Source organism: Flavobacterium sp. PS2, assembly GCF_046250155.1.
Classification (GTDB): domain Bacteria; phylum Bacteroidota; class Bacteroidia; order Flavobacteriales; family Flavobacteriaceae; genus Flavobacterium.
On record NZ_CP176426.1, the window covers coordinates 627,829 to 645,076 of the forward strand.

Sequence of the window (17,248 nt, forward strand, 5' to 3'; positions counted from 1 at the left end):
GCTTCCAAAAACGAAAATTTGAATCATATAGTCAGAAACAAATAGAGAAATAACCCTTCCCTATTTATTTTCTTAGCAAACATAATAATGAGTTTAAAAAGAATATTATTTTTCATCATACTACTTACAAGTATATTGGGATATTCCCAAAACTTCAATGTCGAAGAGGTAGCCAAATCCAAATTAGTAAATGTTACCGGAGGAGCATCTGCAAATGCAGTCCTATATTCTGGTAATGCTTCACGAGATCCCTTTACTTATTTCCTTAACGGAAATATAAATATAAATATCGCGAACCTATACAATTTGCCATTTTCATTTTCTTATACAAGTCAGAAATTTGGTTATAACAAACCCGTATTAATGAACCGATTAAGTATACATCCTTCTTATAAATGGATTACGGCACATATTGGTGATGTAAGCATGAATTTCTCACCTTACACTTTAAGCGGACATCAGTTTACAGGTTTCGGAATCGACTTAACACCTCAAGGCAAATTTAAAGTTAGTGCCATGTATGGACGATTAGTTCGAAGTAGCGAATATGATGTCATCAATACCGAATTAGTACCTACCTACAAAAGATATGGTTATGGTTTTAAAACACAATACCAACTGGAAAAAGTAAACCTTGGGCTTACATTTTTTAGAGCCAAAGACCAAATGAGTTCTTTATCGATTCCAATTCCGTTTGAACTAGGTGTAACCCCACAAGAAAATGCAGCAATAAGTTTTGAGACTTCTTTTAAGCTTTTTAAGAAATTACAAATTGTTACTGAATTTGCAAATAGCAGCATCACCGAAGATTCCAGAGTAACATCAAGTACTAAGGCAAGAAGTGTTTCAGCACTCTTCTTAAACTCAAATGCCACCACGACAAGCTATAAGGCCTTTAAAGGTCAATTAGTATATCCTGCAGGAAAAGGAACGTTAGGATTAGGATACGAGCGTATAGATCCTAATTACAGAACATTTGGTGGTTATTATTTTAATAATGATTTAGAAAACATTACAATAAATGCATCCCAAACGTTGTATAAAGATAAACTAAGTTTAAACTTAAATTTAGGTCTCCAAAAAGACAATCTGGATAAACAGAAACAAAGCCAAATGAAACGTTTAGTTTCTGCCATAACTGCAGATTTTAGAGCAAATGAGAAATTGAATTTTAATTTTAATTATTCTAATTTTCAATCTTATACCAACAGTCGCAATCAATTTGATTATATCAATCAAACCTCTGAATATCAATACCTGGACACTTTAAATTTCAGACAAGTCAATCAAAATGCTGCAATTACTATTAATTATCTACTTAAAAGCGATAAAAAAATAAAACAGGCTATCAATGCTAATTTTAGTCTTCAAGATGCATTAAACCAACAAGAAGGTAAAACTATTGCGGGTGGTGCAACTACATTCTATAATTCAGGGCTTTCATATATACTAGGCTATCCCGAAAGATCACTTAACCTAACAGCTTCATTAAATAGTACTGTTGGAAAAATGGATACAGGCAAAAACTTAATCATCGGCCCTACTATTGGCGTAACAAAACTCTTTTTTGAAAGAAAAGTAAATACATCCTTTTCTACTAGTTATAATACAAGTTATAATAATGGAGATAAACAAAATGATATTTTTAATGTACGTCTTAACGGTACTTACATTTATATGGAAAAACATAATTTCGGTTTAAATGCAATTACACTTTTTAGCAATTCCAAGACTACAAAAAATAATGATATAACGGCAACTTTTAGCTATTCTTATTCTTTTGATAAAATAAAACTTCGTACTATAAAAAAAGAAGACAAAATCGATAATAAAGATAATCTGGTTCATGACAATGTTCTGAAAATCAAGTTCAAGAACATTACTTTAGATGGAACCAAAGCTGAGATTGTAAAACAATTAGAAGAATTACAACTTCAACTTAATCCTGTACCAGTTTCTGAAACAACCAATCTGGATCATTTATTAACTGTTGCCAGAATGACGTTGGATGATGCAGAATTCAAGGAGAAAGTATTAGATTATTTAGATCAATATACATTCGATAAAGAAACTATTAATAAGTACAATTCTTTATTATCGGATGTTTGCAAAAAACTCTATCAGGAAATGATTCGAAAAGATGAAAACATCGAAAGATCATACACAGATGCAATAGGTAAAGTAAACAACCATAAAATGCATGGAGTAAATAGTAATGAGATTACAGATAAAATAAGCTACAATGCTTACTTAAAACTTGTAGAAAGAAGTAACAAAAACCAGCAGCAACTTGTAAATCACAGATGGATGCTTCGTGAGTTTTCAAACCTTGCCAAAATACCTGCAACTCAATTACAAACAAACGAAAAAATAGCAGATTTCAGTAAACAAGAAGTTGATACAATTTTTGATATGATAGCAAATAAAAAACCAGACATTGAAATTATCGAAGGTTTAGAAGAAAAAATAATTCCATTTTACCATCAATTAGCAGTCAAAAAAGCTGCCAATGATGAAATTGAATTAAAATATTAAAAAGACTAAAATCTAAAAGTATAATAGTTATAAATAAATTACCCAAAATGCTAAAAAAACTAAAATTACAACTATTCTTAACCCTTGGCTTCTTGCTTTTGGCGTTTACTGGTGTAGCACAAACATATCCTGTTACGATAAGTACACAACTTACGCAACCATCACCAATATATTTAAATAATTATGCTGATGCAACAACTATAAATAGTCCGATAAAAGTACAATTAATACTTAATGACTTAAGTATTTCTAATCGTCAGGTAAGACTTAAATGCTATTTTCAGGGTAATGGAGTTTCTTTTCTTACCAATGATTTTGTAGTTGGAGCCAGAGCGCTTTACCTTGAGGGAGGATTCCCTTTACAACTTACCAATGTTGATTTAGCTCCTTATTTTCAGTTTCAGAACATACAAGGAATTAATCCAAATCAATATGCACAAGCACTTCCCGAAGGTATTTACACCTTTTCGGTAGAAGTATATGATTTTGCTACCGGCAAAAAATTATCACGCAAAACAAGTGTTACTACAATCATTTTCCAAAATGATCCTCCGTTCTTAAACCTGCCATTGAACAATGCTTCGATCATGCAGCAGAACATACAAAATATCATTTTTAGCTGGACACCACGACAAATCAATGTCAGTAATGTAGAATATGAGTTTGCTTTAGTAGAAATTTGGGATAAATATACTCCGGTACAAAATGCCTTTGCCTACTCCCCTCCTCTTTATACAACCACTACAAGAGCTACAACATTACAATATAGTCTATCCGAACCTCAACTAATTCCCGGTAAAAGATATGCCTGGAGAATAAAAGCAAAAGCATTGGCTAATGCCGAAGAAGTAGGTGTTTTTAAAAACAATGGATATAGCGAAATCTACTCCTTTACCTACGAAGTATTTTGTACAGCTCCACTTGCTATAACAACAACAGCAGTAAGTCAGGATCAGGCAAAAATTAGCTGGAGCGGAAATATTGATAATTATGATTATCAGGTAAATTACCGTGAAAAGAATGCCAACTCCGAATGGTATAAATTAGTTAGCCCGAGAGAATATGCAACCATAGCCAATTTAAAACCAAATACTACCTACGAATATACTGTAGGCGCATCTTGCGATTTAGGCAAATATACCCACAGTACGATTAAAGAATTCACCACTATGGCTAGTGATGAAATTGCTTTTGCAGGTTGTGGAATTAAACCAGATCCAAATGATTTAGTTAATAAAAATCCTTTACCTAATCTTTTCCCTAATGATGTTGTAACAGCAGGAGATTTTCCTATAGTAGTTTTACACTCATCCGGTAGTAACGGTACATTCACCGGAGATGGTTATGTAACATTACCATTTCTGGAAAAATTCAGAAAATTAATTGATGCCGCCGATGCTTTGGGTGGCGAAAAAATAGATATTGGTAAATTCTCCCGTATCCGAATTACTTTTAATAATATTGGTGTTAACACCGATTTCAAATTAATTTCAGGAGAGATTATTGCTAGTTATGATCCTACATGGAAAGGTGTAGGCGATTTAGATCCATTAGTAAATGACGTATTTGGAGACGCAGGTAATGTTGTACAACATGATGTACAATTTGTTATCGATAAAGTAACAAAAAATCCTGATGGCAGCATTACTATTACAAGTCCTGATGGAGTAACAGCAATAATTGAAAAAACTGTTAATGATATTGTAATTACAGACAAAGACGGAAAACAATTTGCTGTACCTGCAGATGCTCCGACAGGAGATATTGCTCAAACAGGGAAACTAGCTCCAGGAGGAATCCCTACCTCCAAGAATACAAACGGAATGGGCTCTGGTGGAGATGTAACACAAATTTCATCTGAGGATGTTACAGTTGTCTTTTCTAAAGGTGATGGATTCTATGCTTTTGATGTTGCTCCAACAACAGATAACGGAAGCTTAAGCAAAACCTACGTAACAATTCCGCAAAAAAATGGAAACCCATATAACGTAAATTACAAGGCTATTTCCGACAGTCCAAATAGTACAGATGTAGTAATTGCAACTGCTACTTTCAAAAACGGAAAAACCAAAGATGATATCGTTTTTAAAACCCAAAATGGTACCGAAATAAAACCAACCTGGTCTGATAATGTAGCTAGTCTTGGATTAAAACGTACTTTAGATTTTGCAAAAGAGAGCATAATTGCAACTGTAAAACCAGCTGCACCAAAAGATCCAAAAGACCCGAAAGCAGTTGTAGGTAAATATGACATTGCCGGAACAATGGATATGTGGCATTTAACGCAAAAAAGCATTAATCTAAAAGTAATAAGCATAAATAATGCTCCTATTACTAATGTCGAAAGCGACCTTAACGCCATATACAACAAAGCGGGAATTAAGTTTAATGTAGCAACTCAAAATGTAAACTTACCAACTAGTTACTACCCTAAAAACACTATTGAATGTGGAGATAGTGGTTGGCTAGCACAATATACCGCAGAACAACAAGCCATAATAGCTTACATAAAAACACAAATAACCTACGAAAAGGATTCGTACTATGTCTTAGTTACCAATATTCCTTCATCTAAAGGTTTAGCCGGTTTTATGCCATTAAAACGTCAATTTGGATTCGTATTTAGTAAAGCTACTGATAAAGAAGAAGACAAAGGTAGTACCGTAAAAACCATGGCACACGAATTAGGTCATGGAGTTTTTGGATTACAACACCCATTTACAGAATACAAGACTACCTCTCCTACCAATTTATTAATGGATTATGGTACTGGTACAGAGTTTAGCCATAACGACTGGCAGGTTCTTCATGCACCAGGATTACAACTGTATTTGTTTCAAGGGGATGAAGCTGGGGAATTTTCAAATTATGTCATGACTCCAAATTATGATATCGTTTCAATTACTCAAAGTAACACTATTCATAGTGGAGGAATAACAGTACCACCTGGAACATTACCAGGTTTTATTGTTTATGAACAGAGTACTGATAAAGCTACAATTACAAAAAAGAAATATTATTTATGGGATGCCCCAAATAAAAATTATAAAAACACTGAGAGTTATAGTTGGAATCAAACTAATAGTAAATTCGATGTTATAACAAATTCAGAACCTATTACTGGTATCAGTACAACAAATGATAAAGCAATTATTAATTTGTTTTACAATTTAACAGATTGTCCTGCTGGATTACTAATTACCAAAAAATCTGAAATAGGCAATGATTATAAATCCGAAAAAGCACTATTAACCTTTATTGATGCCAATAAATCAAAAGCCTCAACAATAAAATGTTACTCATTTACAAATAATTTATCTAGTGGTGAGAAAAATCAAAACCCTAGTTGGTCCAAAGAAAATAATGTCCCAATAAATTGTTCGGGAATTGATGATGCTGTAGTAAAAGTAAACATAGATAATATAACTAAAGCTATTGATGATCAAACAAAAGATTTTAAAGCACTCGAATTAATTTTTAAAAACAACATCTCAACTTGTGTTCTTGAGAAACTACCCTTCGATCTAAGAAATAAAATTTTAAACCGATATTATACAGTAACAGATGATGCCGATTGGGAAATAAGTTACAGTACATTATCAACTGGAGATCATTTTTTTATTAAAGATGTAATTTTAACCACTCCAAAAGATCAACAAAAAATGTTGGTTCAACAAATTAAAAATGATAATTATAAATGGGTTACTAAATTATATGATCAAGGAAAGACTATTAAAGGATTCGGCAATGATGTAAATTATAATCAGGTAGCAGAAATATTTTTAAGTTTAGGAAAGTGGAGTATGGAAAATTATGATTCCTTAAAAATAGATCCTACTAAAAAACAATTTAGCTATAATACATCAACAAATTATTATCCTGGTCAGCAACCATTTCTTTTAGGAATAGGTGATTATAAAATAAATATAAATAGTGGGAAGGATACTGAATCTAAAATTATTTCAACTTCATTAGATGTAAATAATGGCCGAATTGGCTTCTATAATAAATACAACTTAATTGATCTAAGAACCTACATAAGTGCTGCTGGATCTCCTAGTCCCAAAAGAGATGGAGTAATTGAATACAAGGAAGATTATAATCCTTTTGAGCCGATTACAATTATAGCAGGAACACCAAACAAATTTGATTTAAAAGTCGGTCAAGAATATGTAGTACCCGCAATAGTAGCTCTTGCTTATCAGGGAGTTTTAAAAGAAAATTTTGCAGCAGAGAATCTAAGACAACTTAGTAACTCCGTAATGATCGTATCAGGTACACTTGCAGCTCCTTTTTCAGGTGGTGGATCCCTAGTTGCTGTAGCAGCAAGTATTTCAACAGCTGGGGTTGCGGTAGGACTAGTCGACAATTATATGCAAGCAGAAATAAAAAATGGAAGATTAGACCCTAACAGTAGTATCTACAAAGCTTGGGATAATACATATATAGCTTATAGTGTGCTAGATGCAGGTGCAGGAGTTAGCAATATTGCTTTTAATTCCTATAGAGCTTTATCTACAGTTGGTTTTATAAATAATTTTAAAAACTTTGAAGGAATTATTAATACTTCAAATGCTATTAAACCTGGAGCAGTTCTAAATGGTCTTAATGAGATAAAAACTGTTGTAGCAGGTGGAACAGCAGATGCTAAACTTCTGAACTCAATTAAAATTTTTAATAATTTTGACAATCTTGTTAGTCCTTTTAAAAATTTCGTAAAGAAAACTACTATTTATAGCGCAATGGCAATACAAATTGCTACTACAGATGTTGCAGCTATAAATAAAGTAAGCAATACGATAGAATTAACTATTAATGCTACTAAAGCTGAAATTTCGACTGCTGAAGTACTTTTACAAATATCTAATAAAACCCCACAGCTAGCTGAAGATTTAAACAATGCGGCATTTATAAGCATCAAAAATGCTCCAGATGCTATTGCCCAAGAAGGTAAAATGGCGTTAGCAAATATTAATAATGATAGTTTTATTATAGCAACGCAAATAAACAATCAGGTCATCTATAATGTTTTTAATTTAACTGGAGCAACACCTCATTTTTATCAATCAACCAAAAATAGCAGCTCTGAACAAAACCCGAAATGTGATTATTGTCCTGAAATAAATACTTTAGACTCTGAATTATGTAAAAGGCTAACATTACTTGCAAACAATACTAACAATTCTACAGGAGTAAAAAATATATGCTCTAAGGGAATTTCCCTTACTATCGTAAATAAGCTCTTGACATATGATAAAAATATTCAAAAAACCTTTTTAGAAGATTTTGTATATGCCAGCCAAGAAGTAATTAAAAACTTTGAATTAAGTTCCCTAGATTTGTGGAAAAGATTCAATATTGAATTCAAAGGCAGAAAGTATATTACAGATGAAGGTCAATTTCAATCTTGTAAAAATGTTGCTGATAAACATCCGTCGGGATACCTAGGAAATTTAGTTAAAAAAGTAATGGAAGCCAATCCTCCATCAAACCAAGAACAAGTAGTTGTTGGAGTAACACATCAAAGTTTTGGAGGTGAAGTTTTGTTAGGATATAATTTCAAAAAATCAGAAAAATCAGAAGAAGATTTATTTCTTTCAACTGGATGTCATCCATTATTGAGAGATCGAATAAAGTATATGAATTTTATTAGAAATAGTGTTATTGGTTTAACAGGCAATGTTACAAATCCAGAACTTGCAAATAGACTTTTAGATATTGATAAATTAGACAAACTTACAAGAGCAGGACGTGCTGGTTTTCATGGAGAAATAAGAGCTTTAAGTACTGCTTTATATAAACTAGGGAACAAAGCTACTGAGCAATCATTATCTGAGTTTGACATGTTTATAAGAAGTAATGGAGATAATGTAATGCAAAGATGTCCATGCTGTTTTCATATTTCTTTTGGTGTAAAAGTTTTAGAAGGTAAATAAATTATAATATGACAGTTACATTTAATAATAAGGATTTTGAGTTTTTTTATCATACTAGTGAAGATTCTTGGATAAGTAAAGAATTAATTACTTTAAAAAGTAAAAATTATTTATTTAAATTTCGAATAGAAATACAATTAAAAGAATTTGTAAACAAGCAATTTAATGAAACTCAAATTCCAGAATTTTTATCATTTCTAGAAGAAAATTTAAGTGATCAATTAGATGTTATTGCAAAAAAAATATTGATTCCATTTAATCAAATAATTGATTCAGAATATTCTAATCATTTAGATAAATTTAGATTTGAGTTTAACACAATATATTATAAAGAACCGGGGAGATCTTTTAATACGCTTTATAATAAAATTGGCTTTAATTATTCATTGTGTTACCAACTATTCCATTCTGATTATGTAGAATGTTATGCTCCATATACATTTTATTTTGTTGATTTTTTGAATACTACATTAGTAGGTTGTCGAGTAGATCTACCTTATTAAATAAATTATGAAGAATAAATTATTTGAAGAACAACAGGAGTTTAAGCAATATTACGATTTACAGAATAATCTGCGTGATAAAGTAATTAAACAAGATCAATTACCAGAGATAATTAAATATATTGCTGGAGTAGATGTTGCATACAATGATGGCTCAGATAAAATGATTGGTGCCATAGTCGTTTTAAATGCACAGACTCGTGAAGTAATTGAGCAGGCTTTTCATGAAATGGAAATTACTTTCCCTTATATTCCAGGTTTATTTTCTTTTAGAGAAATCCCTCCTCTAATTGAAGCTTTTAAAAAACTTACAATCAAGCCAGATCTAATAGTTTGTGACGCACAAGGTATTGCTCATCCAAAAGGAGTTGGTATGGCAACACATCTAGGAATAGAATTAAATATACCAACAATCGGATGTGCTAAGAAAAGATTGGTTGGTAGCTATGATAAAACTTTATTAGGACAAAAAAGAGGAGATACTCAAGAACTAATTTACAATAATGTCTTGGTTGGTAAAGCACTCCGAACACAGGATAACACAAATCCTATGTATATATCAATAGGACATAAAATCTCTCTTGAAACGGCTATAGATTGGGTATTAAAATTAACACCTGATTATAGGCTTCCTGAAACAACCAGACAAGCTGATCATTTGGTAAATTCTCTTTTAAAAAATAAGTAATCAACTCTTAAACAAAAATGCATCAAAAAAATGCATGTTATATATACTCTAATCAATTAACGATATCCTAAAAACAAAAAAAGCCTCAGAAGTATCTGAGGCTTTTCTATATATAAAATAATATTTTATCTACTTTACAAATTCAATTTTTTGAACTTCTTCTTCATTGACACTGTCAAAGAAACCTTGTTCGTTCATCCAATCATCGCTAAATACTTTACTCATGTAACGTGATCCGTGATCAGGGAATATTGCTATTATATTGCTATCTTTAGTAAACTCACCTTCTTCTGCATATTGTTTAATCGCTTGCATTACCGCTCCAGATGTATATCCTACAAATAAACCTTCTTTTCGGGTAATTTCTCTGGCTGAGTGAGCACTTTCTTCATCAGTAACTTTTATAAATTTATCGATGATATCAAAGTCTGTAGCCGATGGGATAAGATTTTTACCTAAACCTTCTATGCGGTATGGATAAATTTCTTTGTTATCGAATTCTCTTGTTTCGTGGTATTTCTTTAATACCGATCCAAAAGCATCAACTCCTAGAATTCGAATGTTTGGGTTTTGTTCCTTTAAGTATTTTGCAGTTCCCGAGATTGTTCCTCCAGTTCCGCTACAGGCTACAAGGTGTGTAATCTGACCTTTGGTTTGTTCCCAAATTTCGGGTCCTGTAGTGTTATAATGCGCATCAACATTTAATTGATTAAAATATTGATTAATATAAACCGAACCTTTGGTCTCTTCATGTAGTCTCTTGGCAACATTATAATAAGAACGCTCATCATCTGCAGAAACGTGCGCTGGGCAAACGTATACTTTGGCTCCTAGACTTCGTAACATATCGATTTTGTCTTTGGATGATTTTGAGCTAACAGCCAGAATGCAATTATATCCTTTTATAATGCTTACCATTGCTAAGCTAAAACCTGTATTGCCCGAAGTCGTTTCTATAATTGTATCTCCTGGAGATAAAATTCCTTTCTTTTCGGCCTCTTCAATAATATATAATGCGATTCTATCTTTTGAGGAATGTCCCGGATTAAAAGCTTCTACCTTTGCGTAGAAATTGCCTTCTAACTCTTCAGTGATTTTATTTAGTTTAATAAGCGGTGTATTGCCTATTAATTCTAAAACGTTGTTGTAAGCAGTTATTTCTTCTTTCATAAAAAAATAGTTAATCAAGGGTATTTTTAAATTAACCTCGACAGGTTGCAAATTTAACAAAAAAATTCTAATTACCTTTTAATTTTCTCTAAATCTAATAAAAAACTAAACTCTTTGGCAAGTTCCTTTAGGGCTTCAAAACGCCCGGAAGCACCGCCATGACCCGCATCCATGTTTGTATGAAGGAATAATAAATTATCATTAGTTTTTTTATTTCTTAATTTAGCTACCCATTTAGCAGGTTCCCAATATTGTACCTGAGAATCATGTAAACCAGTAGAAATGTACATATTAGGGTATTTTTGAGCACTTATGTTATCATATGGTGAATAAGACAACATATAGTCATAATATTTCTTTGTATTGGGATTTCCCCACTCATCATACTCTCCAGTAGTTAACGGAATACTACTATCTAACATTGTGGTCATGACATCTACAAATGGTACTTGAGCAATTACACCGTTATATAATTCGGGTGCCCAATTTACAATAACACCCATTAAAAGCCCGCCAGCAGAGCCTCCTTCGGCATATAAATGTTCTGGTGAAGTATATTTTTGCTCAATTACGTGTTTAGAGCAATCTATAAAATCTGTAAAAGTATTCTTCTTTTTCAATAATTTCCCATCTTCATACCATTGTCTTCCTAAATCTTCTCCTCCACGAATATGTGCTATTGCAAAAACAAAACCTCTATCTAGTAATGATAATCGTGTTGAAGAAAAATAAGTATCCATTGTAATTCCGTATGATCCGTATGCATAAAGTAATAACGGGTTTTTACCGTTTTTCTCCAATCCTTTACGGTAAACCATAGAAATTGGCACTTTTACTCCATCTGTAGCTGTTGCCCAAATACGTTCTTCGATATAGTTATCCTTATCAAACTTCCCTCCTAGAACTTGTTGTTCTTTTAGGATTTCTTTGGTTTTCGTTTTCATATTAAAATCGATAACCGAAGATGGTGTTGCTAACGATTGGTAACCATAACGTAAAATATCCGTGTCAAAATCGATATTTGTTGTGGTATAAGCACTATAGGTCTCACTGCCAAAAGGCAAATAATAATCTGGTTCCCCATTCCAAGGCATGATTCGGATGTGGTTTAACCCATTCGAACGCTCCTCTACAACTAAATAATTTTTGAAAATTTCAATGTCTTCTAATAAAACATCTTCTCTATGCGGAATAAGATCTTTCCAGTTTTTCTTTCCAGTAGCATTTTCAGGCGTTTTCATCAACTTAAAGTTCGTCGCCTTGTCTTTATTGGTCAGAATATAAAAATGGTCTTCAAAATGCGAAATACTGTATTCTAAACCACGAACACGAGACTGAAAAACAACAAACTCTCCATCTGGATTATCAGAATTTAGTGTTCTATATTCGGTAGTAAGTGTACTTCCTGAACTAATTACAATATATTTACGGGATTTCTCTTTACCTACAGAAACATTAAAAGTATCATCAGTTTCTTCAAAAACCAAAACATCATTTATAGAATCTGTATTTAATTTATGCTTAAAAACTTTATCAGCACGCAATGTAACCTCATCTTGTTTTGTATAAAACATAGTCTTGTTATCATTTGCCCAAACTGAACTTCCTGTTGCATTTTCGATTTTATCCGAAAGAATTTCGCCAGTTTCTAAATTTTTTATCTGAATGGTATAGATTCTTCTTCCGACTAAATCTTGTGCAAAAGACACAAATTTATTATCAGGACTTATACTCAATCCACCTAATTTAAAGTAATTATGTCCTACCGATAACTCATTACAATTAAATAAGATTTCTTCATCGGCAGTTAAACTTCCTTTTTTACGAGAATAAATTGGGTAATCTTTGCCCGTTTCAAAACGAGTAATATAAAAATATCCATTATAAAAATAAGGAACCGACTCATCATCTTCCTTAATCCTGGCTTTCATCTCCTCATATAATGCTTTCTGTAGATCTTTAGTATGCGCTGTCATACTTTCGTAGTAAGCATTCTCTTGATTTAGATAGTCAATAACTTCAGGATTTTCTCTATCATTCAGCCAAAAATAATTATCAATTCTAACTTCTTTATGTTTCTTTAATGACTTAGGAATTTCTTTAGCTATGGGGGCAGCAATTTTATTTGGCATTTTTTGGATTTTAATTTTAAAATGAAAGTACAAAAATAACATAAACGAACGGGTAACTAAATGCTTTTTTATCTAATTAACACTTGAATTTAAATTTGAATTAGTAATTTCGTTCCATAATTTAAAAACAACCGAAAATGGATTTAATGGGAATGATGGGAAAACTTAAAGAAACCCAACAAAAAATTGAAGATACAAAGAAACGATTAGATACGGTTTTAATAGATGAACAAAGTGCTGATGGATTATTAAAAGTTACTTTGACAGCTAACCGAAAAATAAAATCAATTACAATTGCTGATTCTTTATTAGAAGATAAAGAGCAATTAGAAGATTACCTGATTGTAACATTAAATAAAGCAATAGAAAAAGCTACAGATGTTAACCAAACCGAGCTTGATGCTGTCGCAAAAATGGATATGCCAATGATTCCTGGAATGGATGACCTTTTTAAATAAAAAAGGTACAAAGACTCAGAGGTTAAAGAAAAGAAACAAAGGTTCAAAGGTTTTACGACATAAGTAAACTTTGAACCTTTGTTATTTAATAAGACTTTTAAAAATTTATGCTATTGCAAAATAGATAATCTTTTAAATAAATAAAAAAAGCTCAAAGACTCAAATATTTACACTAATTAGTAAACTTTGAACCTCTGAACCTTTGTTTCTCTGTACCTTTCTTAAACCTTTTTTTTCTAAAACTTCTGAAGCGTTTCTAAAACATATGTATGCATTACTTGTCTATAATCAAGATGTGTTACAATCCTAAGTTTTCCGTTACCCATTGAACTTATCGAAATATTTTTTTGTTTTAATTTTTCTATCAAAAGCTGATCACTGAAGTTCGGCTGCAATGAGAAAATTAAAATATTCGTCTCTACAGGTTCTACTGAAGCAACCCAATGTTTTGTTAACAAAACCGCTTCGATTTCTTTGGCTCTTCTATGATCTTCTGCTAATCTTTCTAAGTTATTTTCTAAGGAAAAAATTGCAGCTGCCGCCAAATAACCAACCTGACGCATTCCTCCTCCCAACATTTTTCGGATTCTTAATGCTCTTTTTATATCGGCTTTAGTTCCTAATAACATAGAACCAATTGGAGCACCCAATCCTTTTGAGAAACAAACCGAAATGGTATCGAATATTTTTCCAAATTCTTTCGGATCTTGTCTTTTTGCAACTAAAGCATTCCAAATTCTGGCTCCATCTAAGTGGAATTTCAAATTATTAGCATCACAAACTTGTTTTATCTTCCTTAAATCTTCAAGTTCATAACATGCCCCTCCACCTTTATTAGTAGTATTCTCTACACATACTAAACTTGTTAATGGACTATGATAAAACTCAGGGTCATTAATTGCTGCTGCAACCTGCTCGGCAGTAATCATACCACGATGTCCATCTAATAAACAACAAGAAACACCGCTATTAAACGAAGCTCCTCCTCCTTCATAATGAAAAACGTGTGCATATTTATCGGCAATTAATTGCTCTCCTGGTTGTGTATGTAATTTTATTGCGGTTTGATTTGCCATGGTTCCAGATGGAAAAAATAACCCTGCTTCCATACCGAACATTTCTGCTACTCCAGCTTCAAGTTCAATAACCGTCGGGTCTTGCTTGTAAACATCATCTCCTACTTTAGCATTGAACATGTATTGCAACATTTCAATACTAGGTTTGGTAATGGTATCGCTAATTAAATTTATTTCCATATTCTAAAAACTGTATCTTAATTTTACACAACAAAATTACGTATTACTAATAGTTATTTTAAGCAAGTTTTAGTAAAATTTAACTTGTAAATAACATCAGAACCAAATTAACGTATTATTTATAAAAAACATATAAACACACATTAATAGTTTTAAATAAATTTTAAAATCGGCTAACTAATTTTAAAAAACATATTCACGTAAGTTATATTTTCCATTATTATTTGTGCTATTACGCTATAATATAAACTTTTAGTATTCTTTTTTCTCCAATGAAATTTATTTCCATATTCTAAAAACTATATCTTATTTTTGTCCAGCATAATTACGTATTTACTAATAGTTTTTTTTTAAAACACTTTTCTGTAAAATCTAATCTATAAGTAACATAAAACCGAATTAGCGTACTATTTATAAAATATAAAACTACTATTAATTTATGACAACTACCGAACAAATAAAAGGTATTGTGGAGCGCCTTGGTGCGTTGAGGAGGTATCTTTGACGTTGATGCCAAATTAATTGAAATCGCCAACGAAGAAGAAAAGACTTTTGCACCTGATTTCTGGAACAATGCAAAAGAAGCCGAGATTATTGTAAAAAATCTAAGAAACAAGAAAAAATGGATCGAAGATTATAACAAAGCCATCGAACTTACTGATGAGTTGCAAATTGCCTATGATTTTTACAGAGAAGGAGGTCTTTCGGCTGAAGAATTAGACGAGCATTATAAAGCTGCGCAATTACATATCGAAAATATCGAGTTTAAAAACATGCTTTCAGACGAAGGTGATAGCTTAAGTGCCGTAGTACAAATTACTGCTGGCGCCGGAGGAACCGAAAGTTGCGATTGGGCAGGAATGCTTATGCGTATGTATATGATGTGGGGCGAAAGTTATGGCTACAAAATAAAAGAACTTAACTTTCAGGCTGGTGAGGTTGCAGGTATCAAAACCGTTACTCTAGAGTTTGAAGGAGATTATTCTTTTGGTTATTTAAAAGGAGAAAACGGTGTACATCGTTTAGTTCGAATTTCCCCTTTTGATAGTAATGCTAAGCGCCATACCTCATTTGCATCCGTTTATGTTTATCCGCTTGTCGATGATAGTATCGAAATTGATATTAATCCTGCCGATATTGAAATTACAACTTCTCGTTCTAGTGGCGCAGGAGGGCAAAACGTAAATAAGGTTGAAACCAAAGTACAATTGGTCCACAAACCAACAGGAATTCAAATTCAATGTTCTGAAACAAGATCTCAACAAGACAACAGACAACGTGCCATGCAAATGTTACGATCTCAGTTATACGAAATCGAATTAAAGAAACAGCAAGCACAACGTGCCGATATCGAAGCTGGAAAAATGAAGATAGAATGGGGATCACAAATTAGAAACTATGTGATGCAACCTTATAAATTAGTCAAAGATGTTCGTACAGGTTATGAAACCAGCGATGTCGATGGTGTAATGAATGGTGAAATCGACCCTTTCCTTAAAGCATTCTTAATGATGATGGGACAAAAAGAAGAAGAATCTTAATCTCAAACAAATAGTTAACCCAGCATTTTTTTGCTGGGTTTTTATTTTACTATAGTGGCCCAACTAAAGAAACACCAACGCCTACTGTAGTTTGCAAATTATTATAATCAATTAGAGTTTCTCCATATCCATGCGAAACCAAAAGAAATCCTTTTAAATTTCCAGCAATTGGATATGACCACGAGAATGCCGCATTCCCCCTATTTCTATCAAAATTTAAATTATTACTTCCTGTAAAAGTAAAGATACTCTTATTGTTAGTATAAATAATATTTATATCTCCACGACCTATATATTGAGCAATATCCGGGTTATCATCTTTTTCTGAACGAAGCCTTAGCCAAGGCCTCACATAAACACTCCAATTATCACGGTCAAATCCTAAATGAAATATAATCCTGTTCCAACTTCTGGAAAAAGGCAAACCTTTACCATTTGATTCATGATTAAATGCAACACCAGCCATTCGCATATTAAACCCTAAAATATTAAAGTTAAGTGGGTAATTAAAAATAACTTCTGGCTCATAATTAATTTCTCTAAATGGCCTTGACAAACTCTCGTTATAAATCTGCCATTGCGATGCTTGCGTATATCCAACCCATAAATCGCCTTTTCCAAAAAGCAGATTGTGAAATATTTTTGTTTTAAAACTAAGCTGAAATTTGGTTTCAATATTATTATAGTTCGTTCCTGGTGGTGCAACATATTCGGGCTTACCATTTCCTGAGTATGGTTGCTCATTTGGCGAACTATACCAATTAGCAGGCAAAATATAAATAGACTTATATGGTGTTATCAAAAATGTTCCGTTAGATGACTCAGGAGTTAACTCCCATCTCTCAGATATTGTATGAAGTTTATTAGGCTTACTAAATAAGTCTTTAACCTGAGAATAAGCAAATAAGGAATTAAATAATAGGAAAAAAAGTATGTTTTTATTAGAAAATAATTTCATGAATGTTTGGTTAAATTTTATCATAAAAATACTGCTTAAAAAGCCGTTACTCTTATATTTTTACATTAAAA

At 32.1% G+C, this 17,248-nt stretch carries 10 protein-coding genes; 6 read left to right on the forward strand and 4 right to left on the reverse strand.

Translation table 11 applies throughout. From position 1 onward, the window contains the following. Nucleotides 1–87: 87 nt before the first annotated feature. Genes ACJ6WR_RS02600 through nfi form a run of 4 tightly spaced genes read left to right on the forward strand, consistent with a single transcriptional unit; the run spans nucleotide 88 to nucleotide 9,662 of the window. Entirely contained in the window at nucleotides 88–2,535 is a 2,448-nt protein-coding gene (locus tag ACJ6WR_RS02600; RefSeq protein WP_409416976.1) for a hypothetical protein, read from the forward strand. Between the two features lie 47 nt (nucleotides 2,536–2,582). Beyond that, nucleotides 2,583–8,471 carry a fibronectin type III domain-containing protein gene (locus ACJ6WR_RS02605; protein WP_409416977.1) on the forward strand — a complete coding sequence of 1,963 codons (5,889 nt, stop codon included), beginning with the start codon at nucleotides 2,583–2,585 and terminating at the stop codon, nucleotides 8,469–8,471. Between the two features lie 8 nt (nucleotides 8,472–8,479). After that, on the forward strand, nucleotides 8,480–8,974 hold the full coding sequence (locus ACJ6WR_RS02610) for a hypothetical protein (protein ID WP_039115056.1): 495 nt from the start codon (nucleotides 8,480–8,482) through the stop codon (nucleotides 8,972–8,974). Nucleotides 8,975–8,981: 7 nt separating this feature from the next. After that, nucleotides 8,982–9,662 (forward strand): deoxyribonuclease V, encoded by a 681-nt coding sequence (nfi, locus tag ACJ6WR_RS02615; RefSeq protein WP_039115058.1) that lies wholly within the window; start codon nucleotides 8,982–8,984, stop codon nucleotides 9,660–9,662. A gap of 129 nt (nucleotides 9,663–9,791) precedes the next feature. Here nfi and ACJ6WR_RS02620 read toward each other — a convergent pair whose 3' ends face one another. Next, nucleotides 9,792–10,832, reverse strand: coding sequence for a PLP-dependent cysteine synthase family protein (locus tag ACJ6WR_RS02620; RefSeq protein WP_039115060.1), 1,041 nt, complete (start codon nucleotides 10,830–10,832; stop codon nucleotides 9,792–9,794). A 71-nt stretch (nucleotides 10,833–10,903) separates the two neighbouring features. Then, nucleotides 10,904–12,964, reverse strand: coding sequence for a S9 family peptidase (locus tag ACJ6WR_RS02625; protein WP_409416978.1), 2,061 nt, complete (start codon nucleotides 12,962–12,964; stop codon nucleotides 10,904–10,906). Nucleotides 12,965–13,101: 137 nt separating this feature from the next. Between ACJ6WR_RS02625 and ACJ6WR_RS02630 the strand changes: the two genes are divergently transcribed. After that, nucleotides 13,102–13,422, forward strand: a complete 321-nt coding sequence (locus tag ACJ6WR_RS02630) for a YbaB/EbfC family nucleoid-associated protein (protein ID WP_039115062.1) — start codon at nucleotides 13,102–13,104, stop codon at nucleotides 13,420–13,422. Nucleotides 13,423–13,658: 236 nt separating this feature from the next. Here the strand turns inward: ACJ6WR_RS02630 and ACJ6WR_RS02635 are convergent, their stop codons facing one another. Beyond that, nucleotides 13,659–14,678, reverse strand: coding sequence for a low specificity L-threonine aldolase (locus ACJ6WR_RS02635; protein ID WP_039115063.1), 1,020 nt, complete (start codon nucleotides 14,676–14,678; stop codon nucleotides 13,659–13,661). Nucleotides 14,679–15,117: 439 nt separating this feature from the next. On the opposite strand from ACJ6WR_RS02635, the gene prfB reads away from it, so the two are divergent. Beyond that, a protein-coding gene (gene prfB / locus ACJ6WR_RS02640; RefSeq protein ID WP_117590113.1) for a peptide chain release factor 2 occupies nucleotides 15,118–16,219 on the forward strand; the annotation gives its coding sequence in 2 pieces (ribosomal slippage) (nucleotides 15,118–15,180 and nucleotides 15,182–16,219; 1,101 coding nt in all). Between the two features lie 49 nt (nucleotides 16,220–16,268). On the opposite strand, the gene ACJ6WR_RS02645 is transcribed toward prfB, so the two are convergent. After that, nucleotides 16,269–17,177 carry a phospholipase A gene (locus tag ACJ6WR_RS02645; RefSeq protein WP_409416979.1) on the reverse strand — a complete coding sequence of 303 codons (909 nt, stop codon included), beginning with the start codon at nucleotides 17,175–17,177 and terminating at the stop codon, nucleotides 16,269–16,271. Nucleotides 17,178–17,248: the final 71 nt, after the last annotated feature.